Source organism: Streptomyces sp. NPDC089915 (genome assembly GCF_040684675.1).
GTDB lineage: Bacteria > Actinomycetota > Actinomycetes > Streptomycetales > Streptomycetaceae > Streptomyces.
Genome location: NZ_JBFBGN010000100.1, coordinates 1 through 25,548 on the forward strand (window position 1 = coordinate 1; position 25,548 = coordinate 25,548).

A 25,548-nucleotide genomic window follows, 5' to 3' on the forward strand; every position below is an offset into this window, starting at 1 on the left:
GCGCCCCCCCCCCCGGGGCCGGGGGGCCCCGGGGGGGGGGGGGGCGCGGGCCCCCCCCCCCCCCCACGGCTGTGAGAGGGTCGGGCCCGGTTCGAGCACGCGGCGGGCGCGGGAGGCAGCATGGACACGGACACGGCGGTGGTGCTCGTGGCGGACGACGACGCCGCCATCCGGCGCTCCCTGGAGCGCGGCCTGCGGCTGAGCGGGTTCACCGTGGTCCTCGCCGAGGACGGCCCCTCGGCCCTCGCCCAGGCGGACGCCCGGGCCCCCGACGTGCTCGTCCTGGACGTGTCCATGCCCGGCCTTACCGGTACGGAGGTCTGCCGGAGCCTGCGCGCCCGCGGGGACGAGACCCCCGTCCTGATGCTGTCGGCCCTGGACGAGCTCGCCGACCGGGTCGCCGGCCTCCAGGCCGGCGCCGACGACTACCTCGTCAAACCCTTCGCCCTGGAGGAGCTGGTGCTGCGCCTGCACGCACTGCTGCGGCGCAGCCCGGCGCGCGGCGGGCGCGACGTACTGAGGGCGGGCCCTCTGGAGATGGACCAGGCCACCCGCCAGGTGCGCAACGGGGGGACCGAGGTCCACCTCACCCGGCGGGAGTTCGAGCTGCTGGCCGCCCTGGTGCGCAACGCCGGCATCGTCCTGACCCGGGACCAGCTGCTGGACCGGGTGTGGGGCTACGACTTCGAGGTGCGCACCGACGCGGTCGACACCTTCGTCAGCTACCTGCGCCGCAAACTGGAGGAGGGCGGGCGCCCCCGGCTGATCCACACGGTGCGCGGCGTCGGCTTCGTCCTGCGCGTGCCCGGGGCGGGGGGCCGGCCGTGAAGCTCGCCACCCGGATCGCGCTCTCGGTCACCGTGGTCATGCCGCTGCTGGTGCTGGCCGCCGGGCTGCTGGTGCTCGGGCTGGTCAGCCGCGACCTGCGCCAGCAGCAGGACGCGCGGCTCCAGGACCGGGCCGCGGCCGTGCTGCCCGACGTACGGGCCCTGCTGGCCGCCGACCGCAGCGGCAGGCCCAAGGCCGAGCAGAACCAGCACCGCAAGGTGCTCGGCGACGCCCTCGACGCGGGGATCCGGGTGCGCGGCGCGGACGGGACGACGGTGCTGGAAGGGGGCCCGCAGCCCGAAGCGGCGGTGCGGCTGCCCGACCGCACCCCGGACGGCCCGGTCACCGTGCGCGCCAAGGGGCACGCCTGGCGGGTGCTCAGCGTGCCGGTCACCGGGGCCGCGCCCGGCGACCTGTGGGTGTACACGCCCGCGTCGGCGGCCGACCCGCAGGTCGCCGCGGTACGGCGGCGGGTCCTGCTGGTGGCGCTGCTGGCCGCGCCCGTGTCCGGGCTCCTGGCGTACGGGCTGGCGGCGCGCGCGACCGCCTCCGTACGGCGGCTGAGCCGACGGGCGGCCGGGCTCGATCCGGCGGCGGGGGCGGCGGCCTTCGCCGGACCGCCGGCCGGGATCGCCGAGGTGGACGAGCTCTCCGCGGCCATCGGCCAGCTCCTGACCCGCTACGACGAGCAGGCGGCGCGGACCGCGCAGGCCCTGGAGACGGCCCGGTCCTTCTCCTCCGCCGCCTCGCACGAGCTGCGCACCCCGCTGATGAGCATGCGGACGGACCTGGACGTGCTCGCCGCCCACCCCGATCTGGCCCCCGCCGAACGGGCCGAGGTGGTCCGGGACCTGCGCGAGGACCACGCCCGGCTGCTCGAACTGCTCGGCGCGCTGCGGATGCTCGCGCTCGGCGACCTGGTGGAGGTCTCCGCCTTCGCCCCGCTCGACCTGTGCGAGCTGGTGGACGCGGCCGCCGGGGAGGCGACGCGGCGGCACGCCGGGGAGGGGCTCGTCCTGGAGGCGGAGCTCCCGGCGGAGCTGCGGGTCTTCGGCTGGGAGGCCGGTCTGAAGATCATGCTGGACAACCTGCTGCGCAACGCCGTGGTGCACGGGCACGGGCCGGGCGAGCCGCCCCGGGTCAGGGTCCGGCTGCGCGCCGAGGGGGCCTTCGCCGTGCTGACGGTGGACGACGAGGGGCCCGGCGTGCCGCCCGCCGAGCGCGAGTCCGTCTTCCTGCGGTTCCAGCACCGGCCCGGCAGCCCCGGTTCCGGCCTCGGGCTGACGCTGGTGGCCCAGCAGGCCGCGCTGCACCGGGGCACGGTCGGCGTGGGCGAGGTCCCCGGCGGGCCGGGGGCGCGGTTCGAGGTGCGGCTGCCGCTGGTCTCGGACGGGGAGCCGACGCTGCGGCTGCTGCCCGCGCGGCGCGACTGGATCTCCCGCGACGGAAGCTGACGCGGCCGCGCGGCGGGCGGCCCGGAGGTCACGGGGAATCGCGGAGGTCACAAGGAATCCACAAAAAGGGTCCCTAGCGTCCTGTCCGGCAGGCGCGCCCACGCGTCGGCCCGTCGCACCGAAGGGGATACCACCATGCTCGCCAACCGTAGGACCGCCGCCGCGATCGGCGCCGTCGCCCTGGCCGGTGCACTGCTGTCCGCCGGCCCGGCCCAGGCCGACGCCACCTCCCCGAGCCCCGCCGCGTCGGCGAAGTCCGCGCCGAAGAGCGACGGCGCCAAGGGGATCTGCAAGCGCCTGCCGAAGACCGAGGCCCGCATCGGCGCCGCCCTGACCCGGCTGAACGGCGACGCCACCGTCGCGGGCTCGATCGCCCGGCTGGAGCAGCGCGTCACCGAGGCCAAGAACGCCGGCCACACGGAGGTCCAGAACTACCTCAACGACCGCCTGACCTTCCGCAAGAGCCTGGTGCCGACCCTGCAGAAGCGGCAGGCGGACCTGAAGTCCGTCTCCACCTGGTGCGCCGCGCAGGGGTCCAAGTGAGCTCCCGCCGCCGCGGCACCGCCGCACTCGTGGCCCTGGCCGCCGGGGCGGTCCTGCTGCTGACCGGGTGCGGCGGCGGCAAGGAGAGCCACCCGAAGGCGGAGCAGTCGGCCGGCGCCGGCGGCGCCGCCGCGGACATGCAGGCGAAGCTGGACGCCGCCGACGGCGCCGCCGCGCAGGCGGACGCGGACGCCACGCAGAACAACTGACCCTCCCCGCAGGTGTCTCGACGGCCCGCCCGGCCCACCCGGGCGGGCCGTCGGCGTGCGCGGGCGACGGCCGACGGCGTACGCGGGGAACGACCGCCGACCTACTCGGGGGCGGCCGTGGGCCGGGGTGCGGCGGCCCGGTACCGCCCGGACGGCGCAACCTGTCGGCCGGGACGCTCGTTTGGCTCCGGAAGAGATCCATCGGAGTATCCCTCGGAGCGCCTGCGTGCCTTGTGCGGCGGGCTCCCCTTCGATGGTTGCCCACCCCACCCCCACCCGGAACAGGCGGCTCCATGACGTCCCATCCCTCCAGGCTCTCCCGTCGCGGCGTGTTCTCCGCCGCCCTCGCGCTCGGGGCCGCCACCGTCCTGCCCGCCGCCGCCTCCGGCATCGCCCGCGCCGCCACCGGCTCCGGGCGCTCCGGGGGGCGCGACGGGGCCACGGTGCCCCGGATCACCGACTGCGACGGCTGGGGTGCCCGCGAGGCGTCCGAGGAGGTCGTGGTCCTCGACACCCGCCCCGAGCGGATCATCGTGCACCACACGGCCTCGGCCAACGTGACCGACTACTCGCGGGAGCGGGCCCACGCGCTGGCCCGGGCGATCCAGACGTACCACATGGACGCGCAGGGCTGGATCGACACCGGGCAGCACTTCACCGTCAGCCGGGGCGCCTTCGTCCTGGAGGGCCGCCACCACAGCCTGGCCGCGCTGGAGTCCGGGGAGCGGCTCGTACGGGGCGCCCACTGCGTGGGCCAGAACAGCGTGGCCATCGGCATCGAGAACGAGGGCACCTACACCGACGAGGCGCCTCCCGCCGCGCAGTTCTCCGCCCTGGCCGACCTGTGCGCCCGTGTCTGCCGCCAGTACGGCGTCTCCCCCTCCGAGATCTACGGGCACCGGGACTTCAACAGCACCGCCTGCCCCGGCGACCGGCTCTACGCGATGCTGCCGCAGCTGCGCCAGGACGTGGCCCGCAGGCTGGGGAGCACCCAGCCCGTGGCGCTGCCGCGCTGGCCCGTGCACCTGCCCGGCGGCTGGTCCGGCCATCCGGCGGCCGGGTCCCTCTCGGAGTACCTCCCGGCGGGCCTCCTCGACCCGCTCCGGGCCCGCTGACGCCGCGGCCGGCCCCGGGGCTTTGGCATGATCACCTCGAACGTTCGAGGTGACGACCGAGAAGAGAGGCCCCTTCATGACCGGCAGGCCATCGCTGCGCGACTACATCGACCGCTACGCGGCCGGTGAGATCCCCCGTGACGAGGCCCTCGCGGCCATCGCCGCCTGGGAGTTCGAGGAGGAGTGGTTCGATCCGGCCCACACGGCGCCGACGCACCAGGACAACACCCTGGCCGTGGTGAACGAGGCCCGCGCGCTCGGGCGGCTCACGCCCGCCGACGTCGAGGTGATCCGCGAACGCCTGCGCCTGCGCGGGTTCTGAGCCATCCGGTGCATGAGGGTGGAAGTCGAGCGGGAAGGGATGCGGGTGTGCCCGTGACGGGGGAGTACGAGCCGTTCTACCGGGAGCTCCAGCAGCGCATGGGGCCCGGCGGGGACCTCGCGGTGGACGGGGAGTTCGACACCGTGAACCAGCACCGGCCGGGGGGTCTGTGGACGCCCGGCCGGGCGCTGCTGCACGACGCGTTGATCGACCGGTTCAAGAGCCGGTGCGCGGGAAAGCCGCGGGACGGGCACGCCGTGCTGTTCACCGGCGGCGCGCCGGGGTCGGGCAAGGGCAGGGCGCAGCGGGACCTGTCGGGCTGGCAGGAGCAGGACTCCGCGCTCGGGGCGGAGCTGCGCCGGGTGCACGGGGTGGACCTCGACGACTACGTGGTCCTCGATCCGGACGAGTTCAAGGTCGCGCTCTTCGAACAGGGCGGCACGCCGCGGCTGCCGGGGGACCGTGACCGGCTGTCCGACGGGCGGCCGCTGTCCCCGTCGGAGAAGGCCTCGCTGGTGCACCGGGAGTCGGGCCACATCCAGAACGTCATCGAGCGGTGGGCCCGCGGTGAGGGCTACAACCTGCTGTACGACCAGTCCCTGCGGGCCCTGGGGTGGACCTCGAACCTGCTGGCGGACCTTCGGCGGGAGGGTTACGACCGGCGCGTGCTGCTGTCGGTGGAGGTGCCCGAGGAGCAGTGCCTCCGGCAGAACGCGGACCGCTGGGCGTCCGGCCGCCGCGCGTTCGACGAGGGACGCGACCCGTACGGCGGACGGATGGCGCCGGAGGGGTTCATCCGGGGTCTCTACGCGGACAGCGTGACGGGGCGCGGCTACTCCGTCGGCCGGGAGAACGCCGAGAAGCTGGCGGAGCAGGGCCTGGCCACCGGGCTGATCACCACCGACCGGGGCGATTTCGGCCCGGGAGCGGGGCCGGGGGCACGGCCGGGGGCGCCGGCGGCGGGTCCGGCCGTGGCGGGCCCGGCCTTCCGGCAGGGCGACGGCACGGTGCGGGTGGGCCGGGGCGCGGAGTTCCTGACCGGCGTGAACCTCCGTTCCCCGCTGGTCCGTTCCCCCGGCGGGGTGGGCCCGACGCCCCCGCCGGCCGCCGGGCCGGGGCCCTCGCGGGGTCCGGAGGCCGGTATGTGAGGCGGCCGGGACACGCCCGGGCGGGCGCTCCATGCCGAATCCGCTCCCGTTCGAGGCGTTCTCGTCCCTTCGGTGGAACCTTCGACTCCACAGGCTCCACTGGGGACGAAAGGACAAAGGGAATGACGAAGTCAGGGCGCAGGTTCGGCATCACCGCCGTCGTGGCAGCGCTTGCGGCCGCGATGATCACTTTCGCGGGACCGCAGGGGGCCACCGCGCAGGACCAGGGACGCCGGGGCTGGGACCACTTCGGGTTCGGGGTGCCGTGGGAGGACTCCTACGGGTACTCGCAGGCCATCAAGGCCGGGGACACCATCTACATCTCGGGCCAGCTGTCGCACGACGCGGCCGGGAACATCGTGGGCGTCGGCGACTTCGAGAAGCAGGTGCGCCAGTCGTTCGCCAACCTCGACAAGGTCCTGGCGCACTACAAGATCCCGCGCAGCCAGATCATCAGCATGAAGATCTACACGAAGGACCTGCGCAAGAACTTCGACACCGCCGCGCGGCTCCACAAGGAGTACAACGGCAACCACCGCACGACGGACACCATCCTCGGCGTCTCCGACCTGGCCTTCCCCGATCAGCTGGTGGAGATCGAGGCCGTCGCGCTGGCGAAGCCCCGCTCCTGACCGGAGCACCCCCGGCCGAGGGGCCGTGCGGCGACCGCCGCGCGGCCCCTCGGCCCGTGGCGGCACCGGCCCCGCGCCCCGGACTCCTGCTACGTGCGGGCCGGGGCGGGGTCGGACTCGTTCAGCTCGGCGATCAGGGCGTTGCGGCCGACCAGCATCTCCGTGAGGATCCGACGCGCGGCGCGCAGGAGTTCGGCGACGTCGCCGCCGGCGAGGGCGTAGGTGACGGTCGAGCCCTCGCGGGTGGAGACGACGATCCCCGACCGGCGCAGCACGCCGAGCTGCTGCGACAGGTTGGACGCCTCGACGTCGATCTCGGCCAACAGGTCCCGTACCGGCATCGGGCCGTCCTGGAGGAGCTCCAGGACGCGGATGCGGACCGGGTGGCCGAGCATCCGGAAGAACTCGGCCTTGGCCTGGTACAGCGGGACCTGCATTCCCAACGCTCCTGTTCTTCCTCGGACCTGCTCCGGCTCGGGTGGGACCACCGGTGGGGACCACGGGTGGGGACCACCGCCCCACCCATCGTCGCGTCCTGCCGGCCCACGCGGAACCGATGTTGACCTGTTTCACATGTTCCGAGTTGAAGACTTCTTCAACTCATGGGCGTGCGTGGGCCCGACGGACGCCCCGGTCAGACCTCCAGATCGCCTTCGATCCGGCTGAGCTGGTGGCGGGCCATCGCCAGGTTCGACTTGTTCCGGTCGAGGACCAGGTAGAGGAACAGACCGCCGCCGGCCCGGCCGCGCCGGATCCGGATCAGGTGGTACTGGCTGCCCAGGGTGATCAGCAGGTCCTCGATCTCGTCCTGGATGCCGAGCATCTCCATCGTGCGCAGCTTGGCCCGGATGACGTCGGTGTTCCCGGCCGCGGCCACCATCAGGTCCAGGTCCTTGCCGCCGCCGAGCGTGCCCAGGGCCATCCCGCTGGCGTAGTCGACCAGCGCGACGCCCAGGGCGCCCTCGATCGAGGTCATCGCTTCCTTCAGTGACACTTCCACATTCGCCATGGCTGTCCTCCGTCGGTGTCATGTGCCGGGCGCGGCCCGGATCTTCGGTGCTTGTCGTACCGGGACGCTACCGACCGGGCGGCGCCGAACGGCGGGATCCGGAGAATTGGCGTGATCCCGTCCCCGGCACCCGCCCCCGGGGACCGCCCCCGTCACGAGGCGTTCGCGGCCGGCTCCCGCAGCCGGGCCGCCGCCGTGCGCCAGGCCTCGGTGACGGCGGCGTGCGCCTGGAGGGTGCGCGCCCCGGTGTCCCCGGTCAGCTCCAGCGGGCGTCCGACGTGGACGTGCAGCCCAGGCCTCCTCAGCGGGGCCGTGAGGACGCCCGCCACCTGCTTGGCGGCGCCGCCGGAGGTGAGGCGCCGCACTCCGGCCTGGCCGACGGGGACGACGGGCGCGCCGGTGCGGGCGACGAGCCGGGCGAGCCCGCTGCGGAAGGGCAGGGGCGCGGCCTCGGCGGCGTCGCGGCGGGCGGGGACGCCGCCCTCCGCGTACATGAGGACCGAACGGCCCGCCGCCAGGGCCGACTCGGCGTGGTCGAGGGCCTCGGCGGCCCGCCGGTCGCCCCGGTGGACGGGGATGTGGCCCTCACGGACGAGCAGGCGTCCCAGGACCGGCGCCCGCCAGAGCCCGGCGGCCGCCATGACGACGGGCTCGACACCGCAGCGGCGCAGGGCGGCGAGGACCACGGCCGGGTCGGCGAGGGAGGTGTGGTTGGCGACGAGGACGCTGCCCGGCGGCACGTGCGCGCCGGGCGCGGTGGTGACGCTGAAGCGTCCGAAGACCGGGACCAGGAGGTGGGCGAGGCGGCTGAGCACGGCGTTGTTCCCCGTTCGTGACGGCGGACGCGTCGACTCCGTCGACCGCGTTGGCCGTCCCAGCGTGACCGGTGCCGTGCCCGCACCGCCTGAGTCCTCCTACTCAGACCGCCGGGTCGCCCTACCCAGACGGTGCCGGACGGAGCGTCAGGAGACGCGCTTGAGGGTCCAGGCGTTGTCGTTGAAGCCGGAGTTGGGGAAGGCCACGCAGGAGGAGGAGTAGTACGAGGCGGTCCGGACCCAGCCGGCCGGGTAGTACGTGGAGCCGCAGGCCTGGACGACGGTGCCTATGGGCAGGCCGGTGAGCTGCTTGATCTGCTTGATGTTGGGCGAGAAGTTCTGGGTTCCGCAGCTCGGGCTGTTGCCCCAGCTGACGTCGACGTAGCCCGCCGGGGTGGCGGTGCTCGCGCAGGTGGTCGTCACGTCGCCGGGGGCCGCCTGGGCGGGGGCCGAGGCCAGGGCGAGCACGGCGGCGGCGCCGGCGAGGGCCATGGCGGTGGTGCGCGAACGGGTCATGACGGGCTCCTTGGAGGCGAATGCGGCCAACGGGATGCGGCAGCCCATTCCTACGGCCCGCCCGCGCACCGCGACAGCCGGTTTCCGGCCTGGAGGATCACGCCAGGCCACGGCGGGGCTTCGCGCCGGGCCGGGTCCTCGCCGGCTGGCTACTCGTCAGGCGGGTTGCTCCTCAGGCGGCTTCCCCTTCGCCACCCCGTTCGCCTCCCCCGGCCCGCTGCCCCCGGGCCCGCTTGGTGACGACGGCGGCCGCCGAGACGGCGCTCGCCGTGAAGGCCAGTGCCAGCATCCACCGCTGGTCGAAGGTGTGGCCGGTGGCGTGGTCGAGGGAGTAGCGGCCCGCCCCGGCGAGGCCGATGGCGGCCGCGGTGAACCCGAGGAACGCCGGGTACTCGAAGCCGCCGGCCTGGGCGAAGAACCCGGCCGGGGCGTGCACGGACACCGCGCCCGCCATGGCCCCGGCCGCCGCCGCGCCCGCGGCCGGGGTGGCGAGGCCCAGGACCAGCAGCGCCCCGCCGCCGGTCTCGCCGAGCCCCGCGGCCAGGGCGCTCTGCCGGCCGGGGGTGAAGCCCATGTGCTCCATCGCCGCCGCGGTCTTGTCCAGGCCGCCGCCCCCGAACCAGCCGAACAGCTTCTGCGTGCCGTGCGCCATGAGCACGGCCCCGGTTCCGGCGCGCAGGGCCAGCAGTGCGAGGTCACGTCGGTTGATGCAGCTCATCGGGTCTCCCTGGGGGTGCGGGCGGATACCGGGGACATCCGTATCCCGTCCGGGCGGCGCCGCCCCCGCGCCCCGGGATTCGTCCGCCGAACGGGCGAGCCCCGGTGGCGGATCCGGACGGCGGCGGGAGGCGGGGGGCCGGAATTACGTGGCCATGTCACCGATTGGTGACAGGGTCGTCCTGGAACGAAGACGTCACGGGCCTTCGGCCCACGGCTCCCCCATAGTGATCATGTGGGCAGCGAGGAGCCGACCGCTCCGCCCCCACCACCACTTCGTCACCGACCACCGAACCGCAAGGGGCTCCGTTCATGTCCGGCAACCGTCGCAAGGCCTTCCTCGTCTCCGCAGTCCTCATGGGCGGCGCCATGCTGTTGACGGCGTGCCAGGACTCCGACGGGGCCACGGACACCGGCGCGCAGGGCGGCGCCTCCGCCGCCCCGGCCGCCTCCGCTCCGACGGGCGGCAAGCCGGCCGACGGGAAGGGCTCCGGTACGACGGGCAAGCCGTCGGGGGCCACGGCCGGCAGCGGCACCGGCACCGGGGGCAAGCCGGGCGGCCGGGCCTGCGGCGCCAAGGACATCGACTGGAGCGCCAAGACCGAGAGCCAGGCGGGCGGGTACATCCTGATCACGGCGAAGGCCAAGTCCGGGATCACCTGCTACCTCCCCGCCGCGCTGCCGACCGTGGCGTTCGGCTCCGACGGCACCGAGGCCGGCCCGGCGGAGCAGTCCGCGGCCAAGCAGATCCAGCTGAGCGGGAACACCGCCGCCTACGCCGGGGTGAACCCGAAGACCACCAAGGAGAACGGCGGCAAGGAGCTGGAGAGCATCATCGTCGCCGTCGGCGACTCCGACCCCGACCCGGAGTCCCTGAAGGTCGGCACCATCACGGTCAACCACCCGGTCGTCACCAACTGGCACACCTCGCCGAAGGACGCCGTCCCGGTGAAGTGACCCGGCGCCCCTCGGGCCTCAGGTCCGGTCGCGGGTCTCGTCGACCACCGGCAGGGCGGCGGTGCGGCGGCGGCGCAGGACGCTGCTGTAGACACCGAGCCCCAGCAGCCCCGCGACCATCATGATCACGCCCACCGCGTCGAGGTTGACGCCGCTCATGTGCCAGTCGCTCGCGAAGGTGAGGATCGCCCCCACCACGATCAGGGTGATGCAACCGCCTATGCCGGCCATGCTCGTCGCCTCCTCACCGGACGCCCTCACCGGACGTCGTGATCCGTGACCGCGCGGCTACCCGGCCTCGCGGGGGTGAAACGGCGGGGCAGGGACGGCCGGCCATGACGGCACCGTCGGGCGACGGAACGGGGCGCGGCGCGTGCACGGGTACGTGGAGGCCCCGGCCGATGGCCGGCGGGAGCAGAGGCGGAAGGATGAGGCTGCGGTGACGAATCACTCGACCGGCTCACCGGATCCGGTCCGGACGAACGACTACGACGCCTTCGCCGAGGCGTACTCGGCGGAGAACGAGAACAGCCCGGTGAACGCGTACTACGAGCGGCCCGCGATGCTGGCCCTGGCCGGGGACGTGGCGGGCCGTCGGATCCTGGACGCCGGCTGCGGATCGGGCCCCCTGTCCGCCGCGCTGCGCGAGCGCGGCGCGGTCGTCACCGGCATCGACTCCAGCGCCGGGATGCTGGCACTGGCGAGACGACGGCTGGGCGACGGCGCGGCCCTGCACGTGGCCGACCTGAACGACCCGCTGCCGTTCGACGACGGCGCGTTCGACGACGTGGTCGCGTCGCTGGTGCTGCACTACCTGGAGGACTGGGGGCACGCGCTGGCCGAGCTGCGGCGGGTGATCAGGCCCGGCGGCCGGCTGCTGGCATCGGTGGACCACCCCTTCGTGGCCTACACGATCCGGGATCCGCGGCCCGACTACTTCGCCACCACGGAATACGCCTTCGAGTGGACGTTCAACGGGCGGCGCGCCCCCATGAGGTTCTGGCGCAAGCCCCTGCACGCGATGACCGACGCCTTCACCACCGCCGGCTTCCGCCTCACCGCCGTGAGCGAGCCGCAGCCCGACCCGGCCGCCCGCGAGCGGTTCCCCGATGCCTTCCAGGCCCTTTCGACCGCGCCCTGCTTCCTCTTCTTCGTCCTTGAGGCGGCACCCGCGGACGCGTAGCCGACCGGCGGATCGGTGCGGGTACCGCCACCGCCTCACGATCCGCCGGACAGGGCCTACGCCGTCGGGGGCGTCCTCCACTCCCGGGCGAGGAGCCCGAGCAGTACCTCGTCCAGGAACTCGCCCATGACCCAGGCGGAGGAGCGCAGCACCCCCTCGCGGACGAATCCGTTGCGCTCGGCGGCGCGCAGCATCGCGTGGTTGTCCGCCAGCGTCTCGATCTGCAGCCGCTGGAAGCCGAGCACGGTGAACCCGTAGTGGCACAGCACCGCGACCACGTCGGTGCCGTAGCCCTTGCCGCGCGCTGCGGGCACCAGGCCCAGCCCGATGTGCGCGAAGCGGTTGTGCGTGTCCATTCCCCACAGGTTGGCGGAACCGATGAGCGTGCCGCCCTCCAGCTCCACCACCGAGAAGGAGACGCTCCGCTGCTCCTTGCCGTCCTCCACCACGAGCCTCGGGTCCTTCGCCCCGGGGGTGATCGGCCGCCACGGCCCGGCCTCGGACCGCGAGGCGTTGACCACGTCGTCGAAGAGCTCGGTCCGCAGGATCGGGATGTCGTCGTCATGACGGGCCCTGAGCCCGACCTTGTCGCCTCTCAGCATGTGGATTTCCTATCCGGCGGGGCCGGTCGGCGGCAATCGATTATCGGCGGGGACCCGGCCCGCCGGGCCCGTGCCCGGTGGCGGGAGGGTCGTCGGCGGGAGCGCGGCACCGCGACCCGGAGGAGGGGCTTGACCGGGAACTGGTTAGGCGCCATATTAGGTCTCGTGATCCAGAATCCCGAGACCGGCCCCATCTCCCCCACCCTCGACCAGGCGCGCCGTCAGATCGACCGTTACGGCCTCGACGCCGATCCGCAGGCGGTGCTCGTCGCGGCGCGGCTGATGGCGGCCGGGGCGCGCGTGGGGCAGGCGGGGGAGGTGCACTTCGGGCGGTTCGGGCTGTCCACCGGGCGGTACCGGCTGCTGGCCGATCTGGAGGACCACGGCGGCGAGAAGTCGCCTTCGCAGCTCGCCGCGAGCCTCGGCGTCTCCCGGGCGACCGTGACCGGGCTGGTCGACGGCCTGGCGCGGGAGGGGCTGGTCGCGCGGCGGCCGTCCACCGAGGACGGGCGCGGCAACGTGGTGGTCCTCACCGCCCGCGGCGCCGGCAAGCTGCGCGACCTGGCGCCCGAGCACTTCGCCCGGATGCAGGCACTGGTCGGCGGGCTCACCGCCGAGGAGCGCACCACCTTCCTCGATCTGCTGGCCCGGGTGGTCGCGGGCGTCGACGCGCTCACCGAGGACTGAATTCCGATGCGGGTGCGCGGGTGCGCGGGTGGGCGGGTGGGGCGTTTTCGGGGGTCCGATTTCCGGCCCGCCCCTTTTTTTGGACTTGTAGTTAGGTTCCTAAGTATTCATTCACAGTGAGGTGGCCCATGAGACCGACCCACGACACACGACACCGCCTCGACGTGCTGGCCGCCTACGCCATGCCCGCCCTGACCGCCGGCGCCGCGGGCGCCGTCACGGGGCAACAGGACTTGACGGCCGCCGCGTTCACCACCATCGGCGGCACCTCCGCCCTCGTCGCCGCGCTCCTCGGAGCCGCGCTGCGCCGCCGCCCCGATCCCGTCCGGCCCGCCCGGACCCCGCGTGTGCTCGCGGCCGCCGCCCTGGGCCTGGCCGGGGCGGCGGCCGGGCTGGCCGTCGGCCTCGCCGCCGCCCGCTGGCTGCCCCTGGGCGGCCCGTGGCCGGGCCGGCTGCCGGTCGACCTGGCCGTCTCCTCGGCGATCGCGGCCACCGTCACCACCTGGCGCCGCCGGGGCGGCCGCACGGCCCCCGACACCACCCCCCGAACCGAAAGGCAGACATCATGATCGTCGTCATGGGCGCCGCCGGCGCCACCGGCGGTGCCACCCTCCGCAGCCTCGCCGCCCTCGGCGCGCCCACCCGCGCCCTGAGCCGCGATCCCGCCCGGCTGGCCTCCTCGCTCGACGCGCGCACCCTCGCCCGCACCTCGGTCCACCCGGCCGACGCCGCCGACCCCCGGTCCCTGCGGGACGCCTTCCGGGGCGCGCGGCGGCTCTTCCTCACCATGGCCAACGGCCCCCACCAGGTCCGCCACGAGCTCAACGCGATCGAGGCGGCCCTCGACCTCGGGATCGAGCACATCGTGAAGGTCTCGGCGCCCGCCGCGGAGCCCGACTCCCCCGTCGCCGTCTCGCGCGGCCACCACCTGGTCGAGGAGCGGCTGCGGTCCTGCGGCATCCCCGCCACCGTCCTGCGCCCGTACGCCTTCATGCAGAAGCTGCTGCTCCTGGCACCCGGCATCGCCGCCGCCCAGGTCGTGCACGGTGCGATGGGCCGGGCGCGGTGCAACTACGTGGACGTACGGGACGTCGGGGACGCCGCGGCCGCCGTCCTCACCCACCCGAACCCCCTCGGCGGCGCCCTCCCCCTCACCGGCCCACGGGCCTACAGCCACCAGGAACTCACCGCACTGCTGGGCGAGTTGCTCGGCCGTCCGGTCCGCTACCTGGACCTGTCCCCGGCCGCCTTCCACGCCCACCTGACCGGCCGGGGCGGGATGCCGGAGTGGCTGGCCGCCCACGTGGTGGAGATCCAGCGGCTCGCGGTGCTCCGCGAGGAGACCCCGGACGACGACGCCTTCCGCCGTCTCACCGGCCGCGCCCCGCGCACCCTGGAGGCCTTCCTCCGCGAGAACCTGGACCGCTTCCGCCACCCCCTGCCGCCGGGCGGACCCGGCCCGGTGGTGATCCCGTGTTGACCTTCAGGTTGGTCGAAGGCCAATGATGGCGCGGTGCCGAATTCCGAACTGATGCCCATCGGGGTCTTCGCCCGCCGCTGCGGCCTGACCTCCAGCGCCCTGCGTTTCTACGCGGACTCCGGGCTGCTCCCGCCCGCCGAGGTCGACCCCGTCTCGGGCTACCGCTACTACGGAGCCGACCAGCTGGAGCGGGCGGCCACGCTGCGGCGGCTCCGCGAGATCGCCATGCCGCTCGCCGCCGCCGAGGCGGTCCTGGACGCCGGCGCCGAGGAGGCGGCGCGGCTGCTCGACGAGCACGTGGCGCGGGTCGTCGCGGACGCGGCGGCGACCCTGCGCGAGGCCGCCGCCATCAAGTCGGCGCTGGCGGGCGCGCCCGGCGTGACGATCGCGACGCTGAAGGGTCCCGTACTGGCCGACGCCGTCGAACAGGTCCTGACCGCGACGGCGCACGAGCCGGGGATGCCGGTGCTCGCGGGCGTCCGCGTCGAGGCGGGTCCGGAGGCGGTCACCCTGACCGCGACCGACCGGTACCGGCTCTCCGTCCGCACCCTGGTGTCGGCCCGGCCGCCCGAGCGGACCTGGGCCGGCACGGTCGACGGCGACGACCTGCGGGCGGCGGCCTGCGCGGTCCGGCGCGGCGCGCTGGTCCGCGTGGAGGCCCTGCCGCACGGGATCCGGCTCGCCGTCGCCGGACGGGAGGACCGCCACTGCCGGCTGCTGTCCGGGGAGTTCCCCGACCACCGGCTGATGCTCGCCTCCCTGGGCGCGGTCACCACCCGTGCGACGGTCGCGAAGGGGCCGCTGCTGCGCGCCCTGGAGGAGCAGCCCGGCGAACGCGTCGCCCTGCACGTCGCCGACCGGGCGGTCCGCGTACACCCCCTGGACGGGACACACCCCGCCACGACGATCCCCGGTACCACGATCCCGGCCGCCACCACGGGCGAGGCCCTGCGGATCGGGTTCGAACTGACCACGCTCCACCCCGCCGTGAGCACCGCGATCGGCCCCGACCTGATGCTCGATCTGCGGGGCCCCGACCAGCCGGTCACGATCCGCTCCGCCGACCGCGGGGACCTCACCACCCTGGCCATGCCCGTCGCGTCCGACTGAGAAGGGGAAACCACCGTGACCACCACACCCCCGCGCACCGATCCGGTGATGGAAGCCATCGGCCTGGCCGTGACCGAAGGCCGCGGCGGCGACCCCGCCGCCGCCCGCCGTGCACTGCTGGACCTGTGGGAGCGGACCGGCGTCACCGGCGACCCGCTGCACCGCTGCGCCCTCGCCCACCACCTGGCGGACCTCCACGAGGACCCCGCCGAGGCCCTGGTCTGGGACGTCCGGGCGCTGGACGCGGCCGACGCCCTCACCGGGGCACGCGTCCGGGAGCACCACGCGGCCCTGAGCGTCGCCGGCTTCTACCCGTCCCTCCACCTCAACCTCGCCGACGTCCACCGCCGCCTCGGCTCCTTCGCGGCCGCCGCCCGGCACATCGAGGCGGCCAGGGCGCACTCCCCCGCCCTCGCCCGGGACCCCTACGGCGACCTGGTCCGCGGCGCGGTCGAGGAGGTCGCCGACGCCATCGCCCGGCGGGACCGCGCACCCCGCGCCCCGGCACCGGGCCCGGCCTCATGACGCCCCCCGAGACGGCGGAGCGCCCTCACCCCGCCCGCCGGGGCCGGGCCCCCGGGAGGGCGGTGGAGGCGAGGAGCAGGGCGGCGCACAGGAAGGCGCACGCCGTGACGAAGGCCACCGGTGTGGCCGTGGCGGTGACGATGCCCGCCGCGTCGGCGGTGTCGTCGTTCGCGGCCAGGACCAGCGCGCCCGCCACCGCCAGCCCGACCGCGCCGCCGAGCTGGCGGAGCGTCTGGCGCAGCACGGAGGCGTCGGCCCGCGCCTCGCGCGGTACCGCGCGCATCAGTTCGGCGCTCAGCGCCGGTACGGGCATCCCCATCCCGATCCCGGCGAGGAGCATCCCGGGGACCTGCCCGGCGTACTCCCGCGACGGCAGGGCCAGCGTCCAGAGCGCCGCGCCGAGCACGGCGGCCGCCAGCCCGAGCAGTACGGGGATCCGGACCGAGCGGTAGCGGTCCAGCAGGTACCCGGAGAGGAGGGTGCCCGTCGTCAGGGCGCCGACCAGGGGCAGCAGGCAGAGGCCGGTGGACAGCGGCGGCAGGTGCATGGCCTGGCGCAGGAACAGCGTCCCGTGCACCAGCACGATCAGCTGCGGGCCCTGCACCAGGAAGGTGAGCGCGGTCGCCACGGCGTACGGGCGGATCCGCAGCAGCCGCAGGTCCACCAGGGGCTCCGGGGAGCGCAGGACGAGCCGCACCGCCAGGGCCGGTGCCAGCAGGGCGGCCGTCAGGGCGGCGGGGGTCCTCGGGTCGCCGAAGCCCCAGATCCCGCACTGGTAGAGCGCGAGGACGAGCGCGGCCACGGACGGGATGACCACGAGGGCCTGGAGCAGGCCGACGGGCCGGCCCCGCGGCCCGTCCTCGACCCGCGCGCCGGCGGCCAGCCACAGGGCCGCGGCGGCGACGGGCACGTTGGCGGGGAAGACGGAACGCCATCCGAGGTACTGGGTCAGCACCGCCCCGGCCACGGGGCCGAGGGCGAAGAAGACCTGGGCCAGACCGGCGTAGAGCGCCAGGGCCCGGCCGCGCTCGTGCTCCGCGTACAGGTTCGTGATCACGGTCGTGGCGACGGGGATCATCAGTCCGGCCCCCGCGCCCTGCACGGCCCGCATGAGGAGGAGGAACGGCGCGGCCTCCTCGCCCGGCGGGGTGAGCCCGCAGGCACCGGACGCGAGGGCGAAGAGCACGATGCCGGCCCGGAAGGTGGCGAGGAGCCCGAAGCGGCGGGCCACCGCCCCGCCGACCGGCGCGAACGCGGACAGCGCGAGGACGTAGACGAGCACCACGCGGTGCAGCACCCACGTCGTCAGGCCCAGCCCGCGTGCCATCGGGCCGAGAGCGACCGCGACGACGGTCTGGTCGAGCATGATCATGCCCCCGGCGCAGCCCATCGCCGTGAGCGCGTACCGCCTCCGGCGTCCGTCCGAGCGGGGCGGACCGGTGGCTTCCGGCATGGGCACCCCGGGGTCGGTCGGGAAGGGCATGGGCCGTGCGGAGCGCGCCGCCCCGCCCGTCCGGCGGGCCCGGGGGCTCGCGCGGGCCCCATGCTGCCACGCGGGGCGCCGGCGGCACGTCATTGAGCGGCGCGGCCGCACGGTGGCGGCGGGGTGCCCGGGGGCTCATCCGGTGAGGGTGAGCAGCACCTCGTCGATCTCGGCGCCGCGCGCGTTCGCGTAGCCCCGGTCGTGGCCGGTGACCGTGAACCCGCACGTGGCCAGGACCCGCAGGGAGCCGGCGTTGTCCGCGGCCGCCCGGGCGTGCAGCGGACGGTCCGGGACGGCTGCGAGCAGGGCGCGCAGCGCGGCGGTCGCCACCCCTCGGCCCCAGTGCTCGCGGCCGATCCAGTAGGTGACCTCGCGCTCCCCGGGCGGGCCGAAGACCCCGATGCTGCCGAGGACCTCCCCGTCCGCGCCCACGACGGCGAGGGTGACCACCTCGGGGTCGTGGCGCAGCCGCGCCCAGTGGGCGTCGAACCGGGCGCGGTCCGCGGGGTCCTCGGCGGTGAACGCCGCCATCCGGATCCCCTCGGGATCCGTCGTCTGCCCGTAGAACACCGCGAGGTCGGTGTCGCGTACCTCGCGCAGCGTGACGTCCATCGGCACCTCCGGGTGCGGGATAGGCAGGGTGCGGACTGGAGCGGCCTGGAGCGGCCGTCAGGCCGCGGGGTCCTGCGGGGCGCCCTGGACCCCGGTCAGCCGGGCCACCGCGTCGACCACCGCCGCGCGGTGGGCGGTGCGGTGGTCCTCGGCGGCCGGGTCGCCGCCGGCCGTGGTGTACCAGGCCTGGGCCAGGCCGAGGACCAGGGTGAGGAGGTCGGCCGGGTCGTGCGCGGGGTCGACGTGGCCCTCGCGCTGGGCGGTGGCCAGCGCGGCGGTCTTGCGGGCGTACGACTCCGCTTCCAGTGCGGTGGCCTCCGGCCGCTCCAGGCGCTTCCACATCACCAGGCGCATGAGCCGGGGGTCGGCCGTCAGGTGGTCGAAGATCGCGCCGGCGTAGCGGGGCAGGTTCCCGGCGTCGAAGGGGACGGATTCCGCGCCCCGCTCCACGGCCTGGAGGATCACCTGGTCGAAGAGCTGCTCCTTGTTGCCGAAGTAGACGTAGATCATCCGCTTGTTCGCCCCGGCCGTGTCGGCGATGCGGTCGACCCGGGCGCCGGCGATACCGTACGCGGCGAACTCGTCGAAGGCCGCGGCGAGGATGCGGGCCTTCGTTGCGCTGGAATCACGTGCCATGCCCCCGAGGCTAGCAAGTAACTATCCGGTTATTGACAAGCCGGACCGCGCACCCGCAGGATGTAGGTAACCAGTTAGTTATTTCTTTTCCCCCCAGGAGAACACCATGGAACTGCGCGCACTCGGCTCCCAGGGTCTGCGGGTCGGCGCCGAAGGCCTCGGCTGCATGGGCATGAGCGCCTTCTACGGAGCCACCGACGAGGCCGAATCCCTGGCCACCCTCGACCGCGCCCTGGAGCTGGGCGTCACCCTGCTCGACACCGCCGAGGGGTACGGCCCCTTCATCAACGAGCAGCTCGTCGGCAAGGCCGTCGCCGGCCGCCGCGACCGGGTGGTCATCGCCACCAAGACCGGCATCGAGATCGACGACGCCGGCACCGCCCACGGGCACAACGGCCGCCGCGAGTACATCCACCGCGCCGCCGAACGCTCGCTGCGCCACCTGGGCACCGACCACATCGACCTCTACTACCTGCACCGCGTCGACCCCGACGTGCCGGTCGAGGAGAGCATCGGCGCCATGGCCGAACTGGTCACCGCCGGCAAGGTCCGCCACCTCGGCATCAGCGAGGCCGCCGCGGCCACCATCCGGCGCGCCCACGCCGTCCACCCCCTGACGGCCGTGCAGACCGAGTACTCGCTCTTCGAACGGGGCCTGGAGGACAACGGCGTACGGGCCGTCCTCGACGAGCTCGGCATCGGCCTGGTCGCGTACTCCCCGCTGGGCCGCGGCTTCCTGTCCGGCGCCATCACCAGCCCGGACGACTTCGCCGCCGACGACTTCCGCCGGACCGACCCCCGGTTCCAGGGCGAGAACTTCTCCCGCAACCTCGCCGTCGTCGACGCCGTCCGGCGCCTCGCGGAGGCCAAGTCGGTCACCCCCTCCCAGCTGGCCCTCGCCTGGGTGCTGCGCACGGGCGCGGTGCCGATCCCGGGCACCAAGCGGCGCCGCTACCTCGAGGAGAACATCGCCGCCACCGAGGTGACGATCACCGACGAGGACCTCGCCGCCATCGAGGCGGTGGCCCCGCGCGGCGTGGCCTCCGGCGAGCGCTACGCCCCGGAGTACATGCGCAACCTCAACGGCTGACGAACCGTCCGGCCGCCCCGCCCCCGGCCCGTCCCCCGCGAACGGCGCTGTCAGTGGCGGGTGGCAGCATGACGGGCATGACGCGCGACGCTCTCGACACCCTGTTCTCCTCCCCCGCCGCCCTGCTCGCCGCCGGCCCCGAGGCCGTCCGGGACCTGCCCGCGACGGGCGGCGGAGCGGGCCGCGAGGCCTGGGCGCAGGCCGTCGCCATCCTCGGCGGAAGGGAGGTGTCCCGGGCGGAGTTCGCCTCATGGCTGCACTTCGGGGCCACGGCGCTGGGCCACGACTCCTACGCCGGCCTGGTCGCCGCGGCCGAGCCGGACATGCCGTGGCGGACGGTCTGGGCCTGGTGGCGGCCGGTCGGCGCCTACCGGGCCAAGCCGAACCTGAGCGGGGACGCCGACGTCCAGGTCCACGAGGCGCCGGACGGCCGCATCCTGCTGCGGGTGTGGTCGCAGTGGACCCCGGAGCACTGGCGCGATCCGGCCACCGGGGAGCGCGTACCCGCGCCCGCCGAGGGCGAGTTCACGGAGCGGCCGTACGACGCCCCCGTCGAGGGGCCCGTCCTCTTCGACCCCGACGGCGGGGAGCACGGCCTCCACCTGCCCGACGCCTGGGAGGAGCCCGTGCCCCTGGGCGGCGGCCGCGTGCTCTTCTCCGATCCGCGCGGGGTCGTGGTCCTGGAGCACAACGGCGCGGCGGCGGACCCGGCCGGCGAGGCCGAGGCCCTCTCCTGGGGCGAGGCGGCCCCGTGGTTCGCGGGGCCGGCGCCCGCCGAGGTCCCGCTCGACACCGCCCGCCTGGAGGAGGCGTTCGACGCGGACGGCATGGTGGTGCTGACCCCCGGTCAGCTGCCCGCCGCGCTCCGGCACGCCCCCACGCGGGAGCTGGCCGTGGCCGCGGGGCTGCCGACCTGGTTCGCCGCCGGGGTCGCCACCTTCACCCTGGCGTGGGCCGGCGGGAAGGGCGCCGCGCTGGAGCCCGACGAGCACGGGCTGCTCCACCTGGGCACCCTGGACCTGGCCTACGCCGACACCGGCCGGGTGCTGGTCCACCCGGAGACGGGCGCGGTGTCGCTGGTCCGGGGCGGCGAGGGGCCGTTCCCGTTCGCCCGCGACACCGAGACGTTCGTCCGGGTGCTGGAGGCCCAGTACCGCTTCATGGGCGCCTGCTGGAACGGGCACCCCGGTGAGGACGGCGAGCGGGACTTCCTCCGCGAGGTCGCCGCCCTCGAACCGCTCACGGTGGACGAGGACGCCCCCGCGGCGGACGTGTGGGGGCACCTGTTCGCCGCCGTCACCGAACTCAGCCCCTGGGGCTTCTGAGGGCCGGTGCGCGGGGCCGGAGCGCGGGGTCAGTGCGTGAGGACGCGGGCGTCCCGGTCGCTCTTGTAGGGGGCGAAGCCGGCGTTGTCCTTGCAGCCGAGCTGCTGCCAGGTCTTGTCGTTGGTCACCGGGTCCGTCCCCGTCAGGCGGTACTTGCAGGCGCCCTTGATGAAGTTGCCCTGCACCCCGCCGGGGAAGTCGATCTCCTTGTTCCACAGGTACGGCGACTGGTAGTCGTTCACGCGGGCCGTGGCGTTCACGTCGATGCCGCCGGGCGCGTAGATCTCGTACACCCAGCCGGTCTTCTCCTCCCCGTACGTCGCGAACCGCTTGGCCACCGACTGGTCGCAGCTGGTGCTGAGGTGCGCGCTGAGCTGGCCGCCCCCCTTGACGATGTACTCGGCGAGGGGGATGAGCTGGTCGCCGCGCGGGGTGAAGCCCGTCCGGAAGATCTCCTCGACGCTCTCCCTGGTGTCCCCGCGCCACAGGGTGTTGACGTCGTTGCGCCACTGCCAGTGCTCGCCGGACGCGGTGGACGCGACCGTGGGGGCGATCCGCGGGTTCGTGGTGGTGCGCCACCAGTCCCAGGCCCGGTACTCGACGACCGGGCCGCAGGGCGCGCTGGAGTCGTCGGCCGCGGCCGGGGCCGCCGCGACGGCGGCCGGGGTCAGGGTGGCGGACATCAGGAAGGTGGCGGCGAGCACCCGCAGAGCGGCGTTCAGCATGGTGTGAGGACCCATCAGTCGAGGCGTCGGGGTGGCGGACATCCCGTTTATAGAGGGGTCCCGGGGCGCCGGGGGCGCGGTGCGGCGGCCGGTCCACCCGTGCGGGTGGATCAGTCGTACCGGGGAAAGGATTCACCGGCGGGGAGCCGCCGGCACGGACCGGGTCCCGCGCGGACAGGCCCTCTGGCGGACCGGCGGGCGGGTCGGGCACCATCACGGTGCTCCACCCGCACGGGCACGGCCCACCCCACAAGGTCACCCAGCAGGAGGCTTCCGTCGTGAAGACCCGATCCGTCCTCACCGCCCTCTTCCTCGTCCTCGGCGCGCTGTTCGCGCCGGGCTTCGGAGCACTGACCGGCACGACCCCGGCCCACGCGGCGACCAAGATCACCCACGCGACGGCGACCTCGATGTTCCGCCAGGCCGGGATCGGGTGGTCCTCCTCGGGCAACTGCTCGGACCGTGACAACGCGAGCTGCACGTCCTTCGAACAGCTCAACCTCGCCACGGCCCAGGGCGCCCAGACCCTCAAGAGCGCCACCGGCTGCGCCCTGACCATCACGGGCGGCACCGAGACCGGGCACGCGAGCGGCACGTACTCGCACTGGAACGGCTACAAGCTCGACTACGCGAAGGCCACCTGCCTGACGAACTACGTCAAGGGCACGTTCTCCTACATCGGCGTGCGCGGCGACGGCGCCCCCATGTGGCAGTCGGGCTCGGGCAACGTCTACGCCGACGAGGGCAACCACTGGGACGTCCTCTACTACAACTGCGGAGGCTGCTGAGGCTCCTGAGCCCTGGGTCCGGACCGGGCGGGGCGGACCGGACCGGGCGGGGCGGGGCGGGGCGGCGGCGGGGTCCTACGGGCCGGCCAGCCAGTCCGTGTACCAGGCGCGGAACCCCGGGCTCACCGGTACGAAGCCGCCCCAGTCCGGATCGATCTCCCAGACCTCGCCGGCGTACGGGCCGTTCAGGACCAGCCGGGCGAAGACGCCGCAGCCCCGTTCGGCCAGCAGCAGGCTGCCCGGGGTGAGGGCCTCGGGCCGGCCCGCGAGCCGGCCGGGCCGGGGCCCGGTGAGGGGGAAGGGCGCGGCGAGCCGGCCCGGCAGCCGGTCCTGCTCCCACTCGCCGTCCACCGCCCAGTCGTCGCCGGCCTCGGGCCGGGGGGCGGTCAGGGGCATCAGACCGTGCAGCGGTCCGGCCGGGCCGTCGCCCACCTCCGCGACGAAGGAGCGGTAGTCCGCCGGCAGACCGGTCCCGTGGCACTCCTCGAAGTCCCGGATCTCCGCCTCCGGCAGCCGGGGCCCCAGCACGTACCGGTGCGTGTCCGCCCCGAAGCGCTCCAGCCCCGGGTCCCGCGCCGCCATCTCCCCGATCCGCGCCCGGATCCCGTCCCCGTCCCAGTTCCCCATCCGGTGACCGTAACAGCGGCGCGGCTTGACCTTGACACGGTGGCAAGGGCTTCGCTGTGGGCCGAGGAGGTGGTCCCGATGATCACACGTGACGGGGAGACGGGCCCGGTGCGGGCCCTGCGGGGGCTGGAGGACGACAGCGCCCAGGTGCGGCTGCGGGCGGCGCTGGAGGTGGGGACGGCCGCGGATCCGGGCTCCGTCGACGCGCTGGTCGAACGGTGCGCGGTCGAACCCGAGTTCTTCGTAAGGGACATGCTGACCTGGGCGCTGGCCCGGTACCCGGCCGCGGTGACGGTTCCCAGGCTGGTGGACGCGCTGGGTTCGGAGCGGGCCCAGGCCCGCAGCCAGGCCCTGCACACGCTGTCCAAGATCGGGGACCCGGGGGCCTGGCCGGCGATCACCCGGGGGCTGCTGACCGACGCCGACGACGCGGTGGCGCGCAGTGCCTGGCGGGCGGCGGTCCTGCTGGTGCCGGAGGACGGCCGGGAGGGGCTGGCCGGGGTCCTGGCCACACAGCTCGGGCGCGGCGGTCTGGAGACCCGGCTGAGCCTCAGCCGGGCGTTCGTCGCGCTGGGCGGGGCGGCGGCGCCGGTCCTGCGTGCCGCGGCGACGGGGGCGACCCCCGGGGCCCGTGAGCACGCCCTCGCCACCGAACGGCTGGTGCTCGATCCGGACGCGGGGTTCGAGTTCGCCCTGCACGAGGCGAAGCGGATCATGGTCGGCGGGTAGGACGGCGACGACCGCGGGGAGCGCACGGGCAGTGTTGATCGGTGATGTGGCACGGCGGTCGGGGGTCAGCGCCCGGATGCTCCGGCACTACGAGTCGCTCGGCCTGCTGCGGCCGCCCGGACGGACGGGGTCGGGCTACCGGGAGTACTCGGAGGAGGACATCCGGCGGATCTTCCACATCGAGAGCCTGCGCTCGCTCGGGCTCGGGCTGCGGGACGTGGCGCGGGCACTGGACGATCCCGGGTTCACGCCCGCCGGGCTCATCGACGACCTGGTGCGCGGGGTGCGCGAGCGGATCGCCGCCGAGACCCGGCTCCTCACCCGGCTGGAGCGGATCGGGGCCGCCGAGCCGGAGGGCTGGGAGGAGGTCCTGCGCGTCGTCGCGCTCCTGCAGGCGCTCCGGTCGCCGAGCGCCGGGGAGCGCCAGCGGGCCGCGCTGTCGACGGCGGAGGGGGGTGCGGTTCCCGTGGAGGCCCTGGCCGAGGCCGCGTTGGGCGAGGGCGACCCGAGCGTCGCCGGTGCCCTGCGGTGGGCGCTGGCCCGGGCCGGCGACGCCGCGATCGGTCCGCTCGCGCGGGGCCTGCGCTCGCCTTCGGCCGAGGTGCGGCGGAGCGCGGTGCGGGCCCTCGCGGAGATCCCGCTGCCCGGGGCGACCGTACTGCTGGAGGAGGTGCTCGGGGACGGCGACGCCGGGGTGCGGGCGGCCGCCGCCCTGGCGCTGGGGGCGCGGGCGGTGGCGCGGGCGGTGCCGGCGCTGACGGACATGGTGGTCGAGGGGACGAACGACGTCGACGCGGCCGACGCGTTGAGCGCGCTGGCCGGGGATCCCGCGCTGGCCGAGCGGATCGCCGCCGGGATCCGCGACCGCCTCGCCCCGGGCACGGCGGGCCCGCCCGCCCGGCTGCGGCTGGTGCAGGCGCTCGCCGACCTCCCCGGCGCCACGGCGTCGCGTGCCCTGGCGGAGCTGGCGCGGGACGAGGACGGCACCGTCGCCCGTACGGCGGCGTACCTGCTGGGACTGCGCGGGGCGCCCGCCTCCGGGAGCCCGGGTGCGGGCGGTTCGCGGCGGTCCTAGCCTGAAGGGGCGGGGCAGGGCCTGCGGCGCTCCCCGCGCGGAGGGAAGGAGCGGCCCATGACCCTGGTCCCCCGCAGGAGCGGCGTCGTCCGCGGCACGGCCGTCGCCGCGCTCGCCGCGACGGCGCTGCTCGGCGCCGCGGCCGCCTCCCCGGCGGTGCCCCGGGACGCGTCCCCCGCGGTGGCGGCGGCCCAGCCCTCGTACGGGCAGCCGGCGCTCGACACCCTGGCCGAGGTGGTACGCGGCGACTTCGCCGCCGTCTCGGCCCGTTTCGCCCCGGAACTGCGCTCCCGGGCGTCCCCGGAGGTACTGGCGAAGTCCTGGGAGGCGTACGAGGGCGCGTTCGGCCGCTACGTGTCCCACGGGGAGCCCCGCCAGACCGAGGCCGGGTCGGGCACGGTGGTGAACGTCCCGCTCCGCATGGCGGACCGGCCCGGCGAGTTCCGCGTCACCTTCGACGACGGGGGCCGGCTGATCGGGCTCTACTTCCTGCGCGTGGGGGTGCCGGTGGCCTAGGGCCTGTCCGCAATGTCAGGTGGGGAGCCATAGTCGCAGGCAGGCGAGGGTGACCAGGGCTTGGTAGTGGCGGGCTCGTTTGTCGTAGCG

The 25,548-nt window shown here is 75.0% G+C and carries 33 protein-coding genes; 21 read left to right on the forward strand and 12 right to left on the reverse strand.

Annotated features, from left to right (window positions below; genetic code table 11):
- Positions 1 to 120 precede the first annotated feature (120 nt).
- The 8 genes from AB0O29_RS25200 (at position 121) to AB0O29_RS25235 (ending at position 6,251) form a co-directional block, all read left to right on the forward strand.
- Positions 121 to 828, forward strand: coding sequence for a response regulator transcription factor (locus AB0O29_RS25200; protein ID WP_365155156.1), 708 nt, complete (start codon positions 121 to 123; stop codon positions 826 to 828).
- Positions 825 to 2,282, forward strand: coding sequence for a HAMP domain-containing sensor histidine kinase (locus tag AB0O29_RS25205; RefSeq protein ID WP_365155159.1), 1,458 nt, complete (start codon positions 825 to 827; stop codon positions 2,280 to 2,282). The genes AB0O29_RS25200 and AB0O29_RS25205 overlap by 4 nt, the downstream gene beginning before the upstream one ends.
- Before the next feature lie 135 nt (positions 2,283 to 2,417).
- Positions 2,418 to 2,825, forward strand: coding sequence for a hypothetical protein (locus AB0O29_RS25210; protein WP_365155162.1), 408 nt, complete (start codon positions 2,418 to 2,420; stop codon positions 2,823 to 2,825).
- Positions 2,822 to 3,034, forward strand: coding sequence for a hypothetical protein (locus AB0O29_RS25215; RefSeq protein ID WP_365155165.1), 213 nt, complete (start codon positions 2,822 to 2,824; stop codon positions 3,032 to 3,034). Before AB0O29_RS25210 ends, AB0O29_RS25215 begins: the two co-directional genes overlap by 4 nt.
- Before the next feature lie 293 nt (positions 3,035 to 3,327).
- Entirely contained in the window at positions 3,328 to 4,149 is an 822-nt protein-coding gene (locus tag AB0O29_RS25220; protein ID WP_365155168.1) for a peptidoglycan recognition family protein, read from the forward strand.
- Positions 4,150 to 4,225: 76 nt separating this feature from the next.
- Entirely contained in the window at positions 4,226 to 4,471 is a 246-nt protein-coding gene (locus AB0O29_RS25225; protein WP_365155170.1) for a hypothetical protein, read from the forward strand.
- A 47-nt stretch (positions 4,472 to 4,518) separates the two neighbouring features.
- Positions 4,519 to 5,619 (forward strand): zeta toxin family protein, encoded by a 1,101-nt coding sequence (locus tag AB0O29_RS25230; protein WP_365155172.1) that lies wholly within the window; start codon positions 4,519 to 4,521, stop codon positions 5,617 to 5,619.
- A gap of 122 nt (positions 5,620 to 5,741) precedes the next feature.
- Entirely contained in the window at positions 5,742 to 6,251 is a 510-nt protein-coding gene (locus AB0O29_RS25235; protein WP_365155175.1) for a RidA family protein, read from the forward strand.
- Positions 6,252 to 6,340: 89 nt separating this feature from the next.
- On the opposite strand, the gene AB0O29_RS25240 is transcribed toward AB0O29_RS25235, so the two are convergent.
- The 5 genes from AB0O29_RS25240 to AB0O29_RS25260 all read right to left on the reverse strand — a co-directional run bounded on the left by AB0O29_RS25240 (position 6,341) and on the right by AB0O29_RS25260 (position 9,309).
- Positions 6,341 to 6,688 carry a metalloregulator ArsR/SmtB family transcription factor gene (locus AB0O29_RS25240; RefSeq protein ID WP_365155178.1) on the reverse strand — a complete coding sequence of 116 codons (348 nt, stop codon included), beginning with the start codon at positions 6,686 to 6,688 and terminating at the stop codon, positions 6,341 to 6,343.
- 197 nt (positions 6,689 to 6,885) lie between these two features.
- Entirely contained in the window at positions 6,886 to 7,260 is a 375-nt protein-coding gene (locus tag AB0O29_RS25245; protein ID WP_365155180.1) for a hypothetical protein, read from the reverse strand.
- Positions 7,261 to 7,412: 152 nt separating this feature from the next.
- On the reverse strand, positions 7,413 to 8,075 hold the full coding sequence (locus tag AB0O29_RS25250; RefSeq protein ID WP_365155183.1) for a lysophospholipid acyltransferase family protein: 663 nt from the start codon (positions 8,073 to 8,075) through the stop codon (positions 7,413 to 7,415).
- Between the two features lie 147 nt (positions 8,076 to 8,222).
- Positions 8,223 to 8,591 carry a hypothetical protein gene (locus AB0O29_RS25255; protein WP_365155186.1) on the reverse strand — a complete coding sequence of 123 codons (369 nt, stop codon included), beginning with the start codon at positions 8,589 to 8,591 and terminating at the stop codon, positions 8,223 to 8,225.
- Positions 8,592 to 8,763: 172 nt separating this feature from the next.
- The gene (locus AB0O29_RS25260; protein WP_365155189.1) at positions 8,764 to 9,309 is read right to left on the reverse strand and encodes a DoxX family protein; all 546 of its coding nucleotides are present in this window, start codon (positions 9,307 to 9,309) and stop codon (positions 8,764 to 8,766) included.
- Positions 9,310 to 9,620: 311 nt separating this feature from the next.
- On the opposite strand from AB0O29_RS25260, the gene AB0O29_RS25265 reads away from it, so the two are divergent.
- Complete coding sequence (locus tag AB0O29_RS25265) at positions 9,621 to 10,265, forward strand: DUF4232 domain-containing protein (protein WP_365155192.1); 645 nt, start codon at positions 9,621 to 9,623, stop codon at positions 10,263 to 10,265.
- 18 nt (positions 10,266 to 10,283) lie between these two features.
- On the opposite strand, the gene AB0O29_RS25270 is transcribed toward AB0O29_RS25265, so the two are convergent.
- Positions 10,284 to 10,496, reverse strand: a complete 213-nt coding sequence (locus AB0O29_RS25270; RefSeq protein ID WP_365155194.1) for a hypothetical protein — start codon at positions 10,494 to 10,496, stop codon at positions 10,284 to 10,286.
- 208 nt (positions 10,497 to 10,704) lie between these two features.
- On the opposite strand from AB0O29_RS25270, the gene AB0O29_RS25275 reads away from it, so the two are divergent.
- Positions 10,705 to 11,448 carry a methyltransferase domain-containing protein gene (locus AB0O29_RS25275; RefSeq protein ID WP_365155197.1) on the forward strand — a complete coding sequence of 248 codons (744 nt, stop codon included), beginning with the start codon at positions 10,705 to 10,707 and terminating at the stop codon, positions 11,446 to 11,448.
- A 56-nt stretch (positions 11,449 to 11,504) separates the two neighbouring features.
- Here the strand turns inward: AB0O29_RS25275 and AB0O29_RS25280 are convergent, their stop codons facing one another.
- Positions 11,505 to 12,050, reverse strand: a complete 546-nt coding sequence (locus AB0O29_RS25280; protein WP_365155200.1) for a GNAT family protein — start codon at positions 12,048 to 12,050, stop codon at positions 11,505 to 11,507.
- Between the two features lie 168 nt (positions 12,051 to 12,218).
- Here AB0O29_RS25280 and AB0O29_RS25285 point away from each other — a divergent pair, with 168 nt between their 5' ends.
- From AB0O29_RS25285 to AB0O29_RS25305, 5 genes are all read left to right on the forward strand, one after another.
- Positions 12,219 to 12,737, forward strand: coding sequence for a MarR family transcriptional regulator (locus AB0O29_RS25285; RefSeq protein ID WP_365155246.1), 519 nt, complete (start codon positions 12,219 to 12,221; stop codon positions 12,735 to 12,737).
- A gap of 128 nt (positions 12,738 to 12,865) precedes the next feature.
- Positions 12,866 to 13,306, forward strand: a complete 441-nt coding sequence (locus AB0O29_RS25290; protein WP_365155203.1) for a hypothetical protein — start codon at positions 12,866 to 12,868, stop codon at positions 13,304 to 13,306.
- Complete coding sequence (locus AB0O29_RS25295; RefSeq protein ID WP_365155206.1) at positions 13,303 to 14,217, forward strand: NmrA family NAD(P)-binding protein; 915 nt, start codon at positions 13,303 to 13,305, stop codon at positions 14,215 to 14,217. Before AB0O29_RS25290 ends, AB0O29_RS25295 begins: the two co-directional genes overlap by 4 nt.
- A 33-nt stretch (positions 14,218 to 14,250) precedes the next feature.
- Complete coding sequence (locus AB0O29_RS25300; protein ID WP_365155209.1) at positions 14,251 to 15,327, forward strand: MerR family transcriptional regulator; 1,077 nt, start codon at positions 14,251 to 14,253, stop codon at positions 15,325 to 15,327.
- Positions 15,328 to 15,342: 15 nt separating this feature from the next.
- Positions 15,343 to 15,852, forward strand: coding sequence for a hypothetical protein (locus tag AB0O29_RS25305; protein ID WP_365155212.1), 510 nt, complete (start codon positions 15,343 to 15,345; stop codon positions 15,850 to 15,852).
- A gap of 25 nt (positions 15,853 to 15,877) precedes the next feature.
- Here AB0O29_RS25305 and AB0O29_RS25310 read toward each other — a convergent pair whose 3' ends face one another.
- The 3 genes from AB0O29_RS25310 to AB0O29_RS25320 form a co-directional block, all read right to left on the reverse strand.
- On the reverse strand, positions 15,878 to 17,335 hold the full coding sequence (locus tag AB0O29_RS25310; RefSeq protein WP_365155215.1) for an MFS transporter: 1,458 nt from the start codon (positions 17,333 to 17,335) through the stop codon (positions 15,878 to 15,880).
- A gap of 135 nt (positions 17,336 to 17,470) precedes the next feature.
- Positions 17,471 to 17,947: a GNAT family N-acetyltransferase gene (locus tag AB0O29_RS25315; RefSeq protein WP_365155218.1), complete on the reverse strand. Its 477-nt coding sequence runs from the start codon at positions 17,945 to 17,947 to the stop codon at positions 17,471 to 17,473.
- 57 nt (positions 17,948 to 18,004) lie between these two features.
- A complete protein-coding gene (locus AB0O29_RS25320; protein WP_365155221.1) occupies positions 18,005 to 18,583 on the reverse strand; it encodes a TetR family transcriptional regulator in 579 nt (192 codons plus the stop codon).
- A gap of 106 nt (positions 18,584 to 18,689) precedes the next feature.
- On the opposite strand from AB0O29_RS25320, the gene AB0O29_RS25325 reads away from it, so the two are divergent.
- Together AB0O29_RS25325 and AB0O29_RS25330 are read left to right on the forward strand one after the other, a co-directional pair.
- Complete coding sequence (locus AB0O29_RS25325; protein ID WP_365155224.1) at positions 18,690 to 19,673, forward strand: aldo/keto reductase; 984 nt, start codon at positions 18,690 to 18,692, stop codon at positions 19,671 to 19,673.
- A 77-nt stretch (positions 19,674 to 19,750) separates the two neighbouring features.
- Positions 19,751 to 20,998 carry an SUKH-4 family immunity protein gene (locus AB0O29_RS25330; RefSeq protein ID WP_365155226.1) on the forward strand — a complete coding sequence of 416 codons (1,248 nt, stop codon included), beginning with the start codon at positions 19,751 to 19,753 and terminating at the stop codon, positions 20,996 to 20,998.
- A gap of 29 nt (positions 20,999 to 21,027) precedes the next feature.
- Here the strand turns inward: AB0O29_RS25330 and AB0O29_RS25335 are convergent, their stop codons facing one another.
- On the reverse strand, positions 21,028 to 21,723 hold the full coding sequence (locus AB0O29_RS25335; protein WP_365155229.1) for a hypothetical protein: 696 nt from the start codon (positions 21,721 to 21,723) through the stop codon (positions 21,028 to 21,030).
- A gap of 278 nt (positions 21,724 to 22,001) precedes the next feature.
- Here AB0O29_RS25335 and AB0O29_RS25340 point away from each other — a divergent pair, with 278 nt between their 5' ends.
- Complete coding sequence (locus AB0O29_RS25340; protein ID WP_365155232.1) at positions 22,002 to 22,511, forward strand: hypothetical protein; 510 nt, start codon at positions 22,002 to 22,004, stop codon at positions 22,509 to 22,511.
- A gap of 75 nt (positions 22,512 to 22,586) precedes the next feature.
- Here AB0O29_RS25340 and AB0O29_RS25345 read toward each other — a convergent pair whose 3' ends face one another.
- Positions 22,587 to 23,138 carry an SMI1/KNR4 family protein gene (locus tag AB0O29_RS25345; RefSeq protein WP_365155235.1) on the reverse strand — a complete coding sequence of 184 codons (552 nt, stop codon included), beginning with the start codon at positions 23,136 to 23,138 and terminating at the stop codon, positions 22,587 to 22,589.
- Between the two features lie 78 nt (positions 23,139 to 23,216).
- On the opposite strand from AB0O29_RS25345, the gene AB0O29_RS25350 reads away from it, so the two are divergent.
- Genes AB0O29_RS25350 through AB0O29_RS25360 form a run of 3 tightly spaced genes read left to right on the forward strand, consistent with a single transcriptional unit; the run spans position 23,217 to position 25,458 of the window.
- Complete coding sequence (locus AB0O29_RS25350; RefSeq protein ID WP_365155238.1) at positions 23,217 to 23,867, forward strand: HEAT repeat domain-containing protein; 651 nt, start codon at positions 23,217 to 23,219, stop codon at positions 23,865 to 23,867.
- Positions 23,868 to 23,898: 31 nt separating this feature from the next.
- The gene (locus AB0O29_RS25355) at positions 23,899 to 24,942 is read left to right on the forward strand and encodes a HEAT repeat domain-containing protein (protein WP_365155241.1); all 1,044 of its coding nucleotides are present in this window, start codon (positions 23,899 to 23,901) and stop codon (positions 24,940 to 24,942) included.
- Between the two features lie 57 nt (positions 24,943 to 24,999).
- Positions 25,000 to 25,458 carry a DUF3887 domain-containing protein gene (locus AB0O29_RS25360; protein ID WP_365155243.1) on the forward strand — a complete coding sequence of 153 codons (459 nt, stop codon included), beginning with the start codon at positions 25,000 to 25,002 and terminating at the stop codon, positions 25,456 to 25,458.
- Positions 25,459 to 25,548: the final 90 nt, after the last annotated feature.

Bases quoted from the DNA above. Each gene is read 5' to 3' on its own strand.
- AB0O29_RS25200 (WP_365155156.1), top strand. From the start codon at position 121: ATGGACACGGACACGGCGGTGGTGCTCGTGGCGGACGACGACGCCGCC.
- AB0O29_RS25210 (WP_365155162.1), top strand. From the start codon at position 2,418: ATGCTCGCCAACCGTAGGACCGCCGCCGCGATCGGCGCCGTCGCCCTG.
- AB0O29_RS25220 (WP_365155168.1), top strand. From the start codon at position 3,328: ATGACGTCCCATCCCTCCAGGCTCTCCCGTCGCGGCGTGTTCTCCGCC.
- AB0O29_RS25225 (WP_365155170.1), top strand. From the start codon at position 4,226: ATGACCGGCAGGCCATCGCTGCGCGACTACATCGACCGCTACGCGGCC.
- AB0O29_RS25235 (WP_365155175.1), top strand. From the start codon at position 5,742: ATGACGAAGTCAGGGCGCAGGTTCGGCATCACCGCCGTCGTGGCAGCG.
- AB0O29_RS25240 (WP_365155178.1), bottom strand. From the start codon at position 6,688: ATGCAGGTCCCGCTGTACCAGGCCAAGGCCGAGTTCTTCCGGATGCTC.
- AB0O29_RS25245 (WP_365155180.1), bottom strand. From the start codon at position 7,260: ATGGCGAATGTGGAAGTGTCACTGAAGGAAGCGATGACCTCGATCGAG.
- AB0O29_RS25255 (WP_365155186.1), bottom strand. From the start codon at position 8,591: ATGACCCGTTCGCGCACCACCGCCATGGCCCTCGCCGGCGCCGCCGCC.
- AB0O29_RS25260 (WP_365155189.1), bottom strand. From the start codon at position 9,309: ATGAGCTGCATCAACCGACGTGACCTCGCACTGCTGGCCCTGCGCGCC.
- AB0O29_RS25265 (WP_365155192.1), top strand. From the start codon at position 9,621: ATGTCCGGCAACCGTCGCAAGGCCTTCCTCGTCTCCGCAGTCCTCATG.
- AB0O29_RS25270 (WP_365155194.1), bottom strand. From the start codon at position 10,496: ATGGCCGGCATAGGCGGTTGCATCACCCTGATCGTGGTGGGGGCGATC.
- AB0O29_RS25280 (WP_365155200.1), bottom strand. From the start codon at position 12,050: ATGCTGAGAGGCGACAAGGTCGGGCTCAGGGCCCGTCATGACGACGAC.
- AB0O29_RS25290 (WP_365155203.1), top strand. From the start codon at position 12,866: ATGAGACCGACCCACGACACACGACACCGCCTCGACGTGCTGGCCGCC.
- AB0O29_RS25295 (WP_365155206.1), top strand. From the start codon at position 13,303: ATGATCGTCGTCATGGGCGCCGCCGGCGCCACCGGCGGTGCCACCCTC.
- AB0O29_RS25310 (WP_365155215.1), bottom strand. From the start codon at position 17,335: ATGCCCTTCCCGACCGACCCCGGGGTGCCCATGCCGGAAGCCACCGGT.
- AB0O29_RS25315 (WP_365155218.1), bottom strand. From the start codon at position 17,947: ATGGACGTCACGCTGCGCGAGGTACGCGACACCGACCTCGCGGTGTTC.
- AB0O29_RS25320 (WP_365155221.1), bottom strand. From the start codon at position 18,583: ATGGCACGTGATTCCAGCGCAACGAAGGCCCGCATCCTCGCCGCGGCC.
- AB0O29_RS25325 (WP_365155224.1), top strand. From the start codon at position 18,690: ATGGAACTGCGCGCACTCGGCTCCCAGGGTCTGCGGGTCGGCGCCGAA.
- AB0O29_RS25330 (WP_365155226.1), top strand. From the start codon at position 19,751: ATGACGCGCGACGCTCTCGACACCCTGTTCTCCTCCCCCGCCGCCCTG.
- AB0O29_RS25335 (WP_365155229.1), bottom strand. From the start codon at position 21,723: ATGCTGAACGCCGCTCTGCGGGTGCTCGCCGCCACCTTCCTGATGTCC.
- AB0O29_RS25345 (WP_365155235.1), bottom strand. From the start codon at position 23,138: ATGGGGAACTGGGACGGGGACGGGATCCGGGCGCGGATCGGGGAGATG.
- AB0O29_RS25350 (WP_365155238.1), top strand. From the start codon at position 23,217: ATGATCACACGTGACGGGGAGACGGGCCCGGTGCGGGCCCTGCGGGGG.
- AB0O29_RS25360 (WP_365155243.1), top strand. From the start codon at position 25,000: ATGACCCTGGTCCCCCGCAGGAGCGGCGTCGTCCGCGGCACGGCCGTC.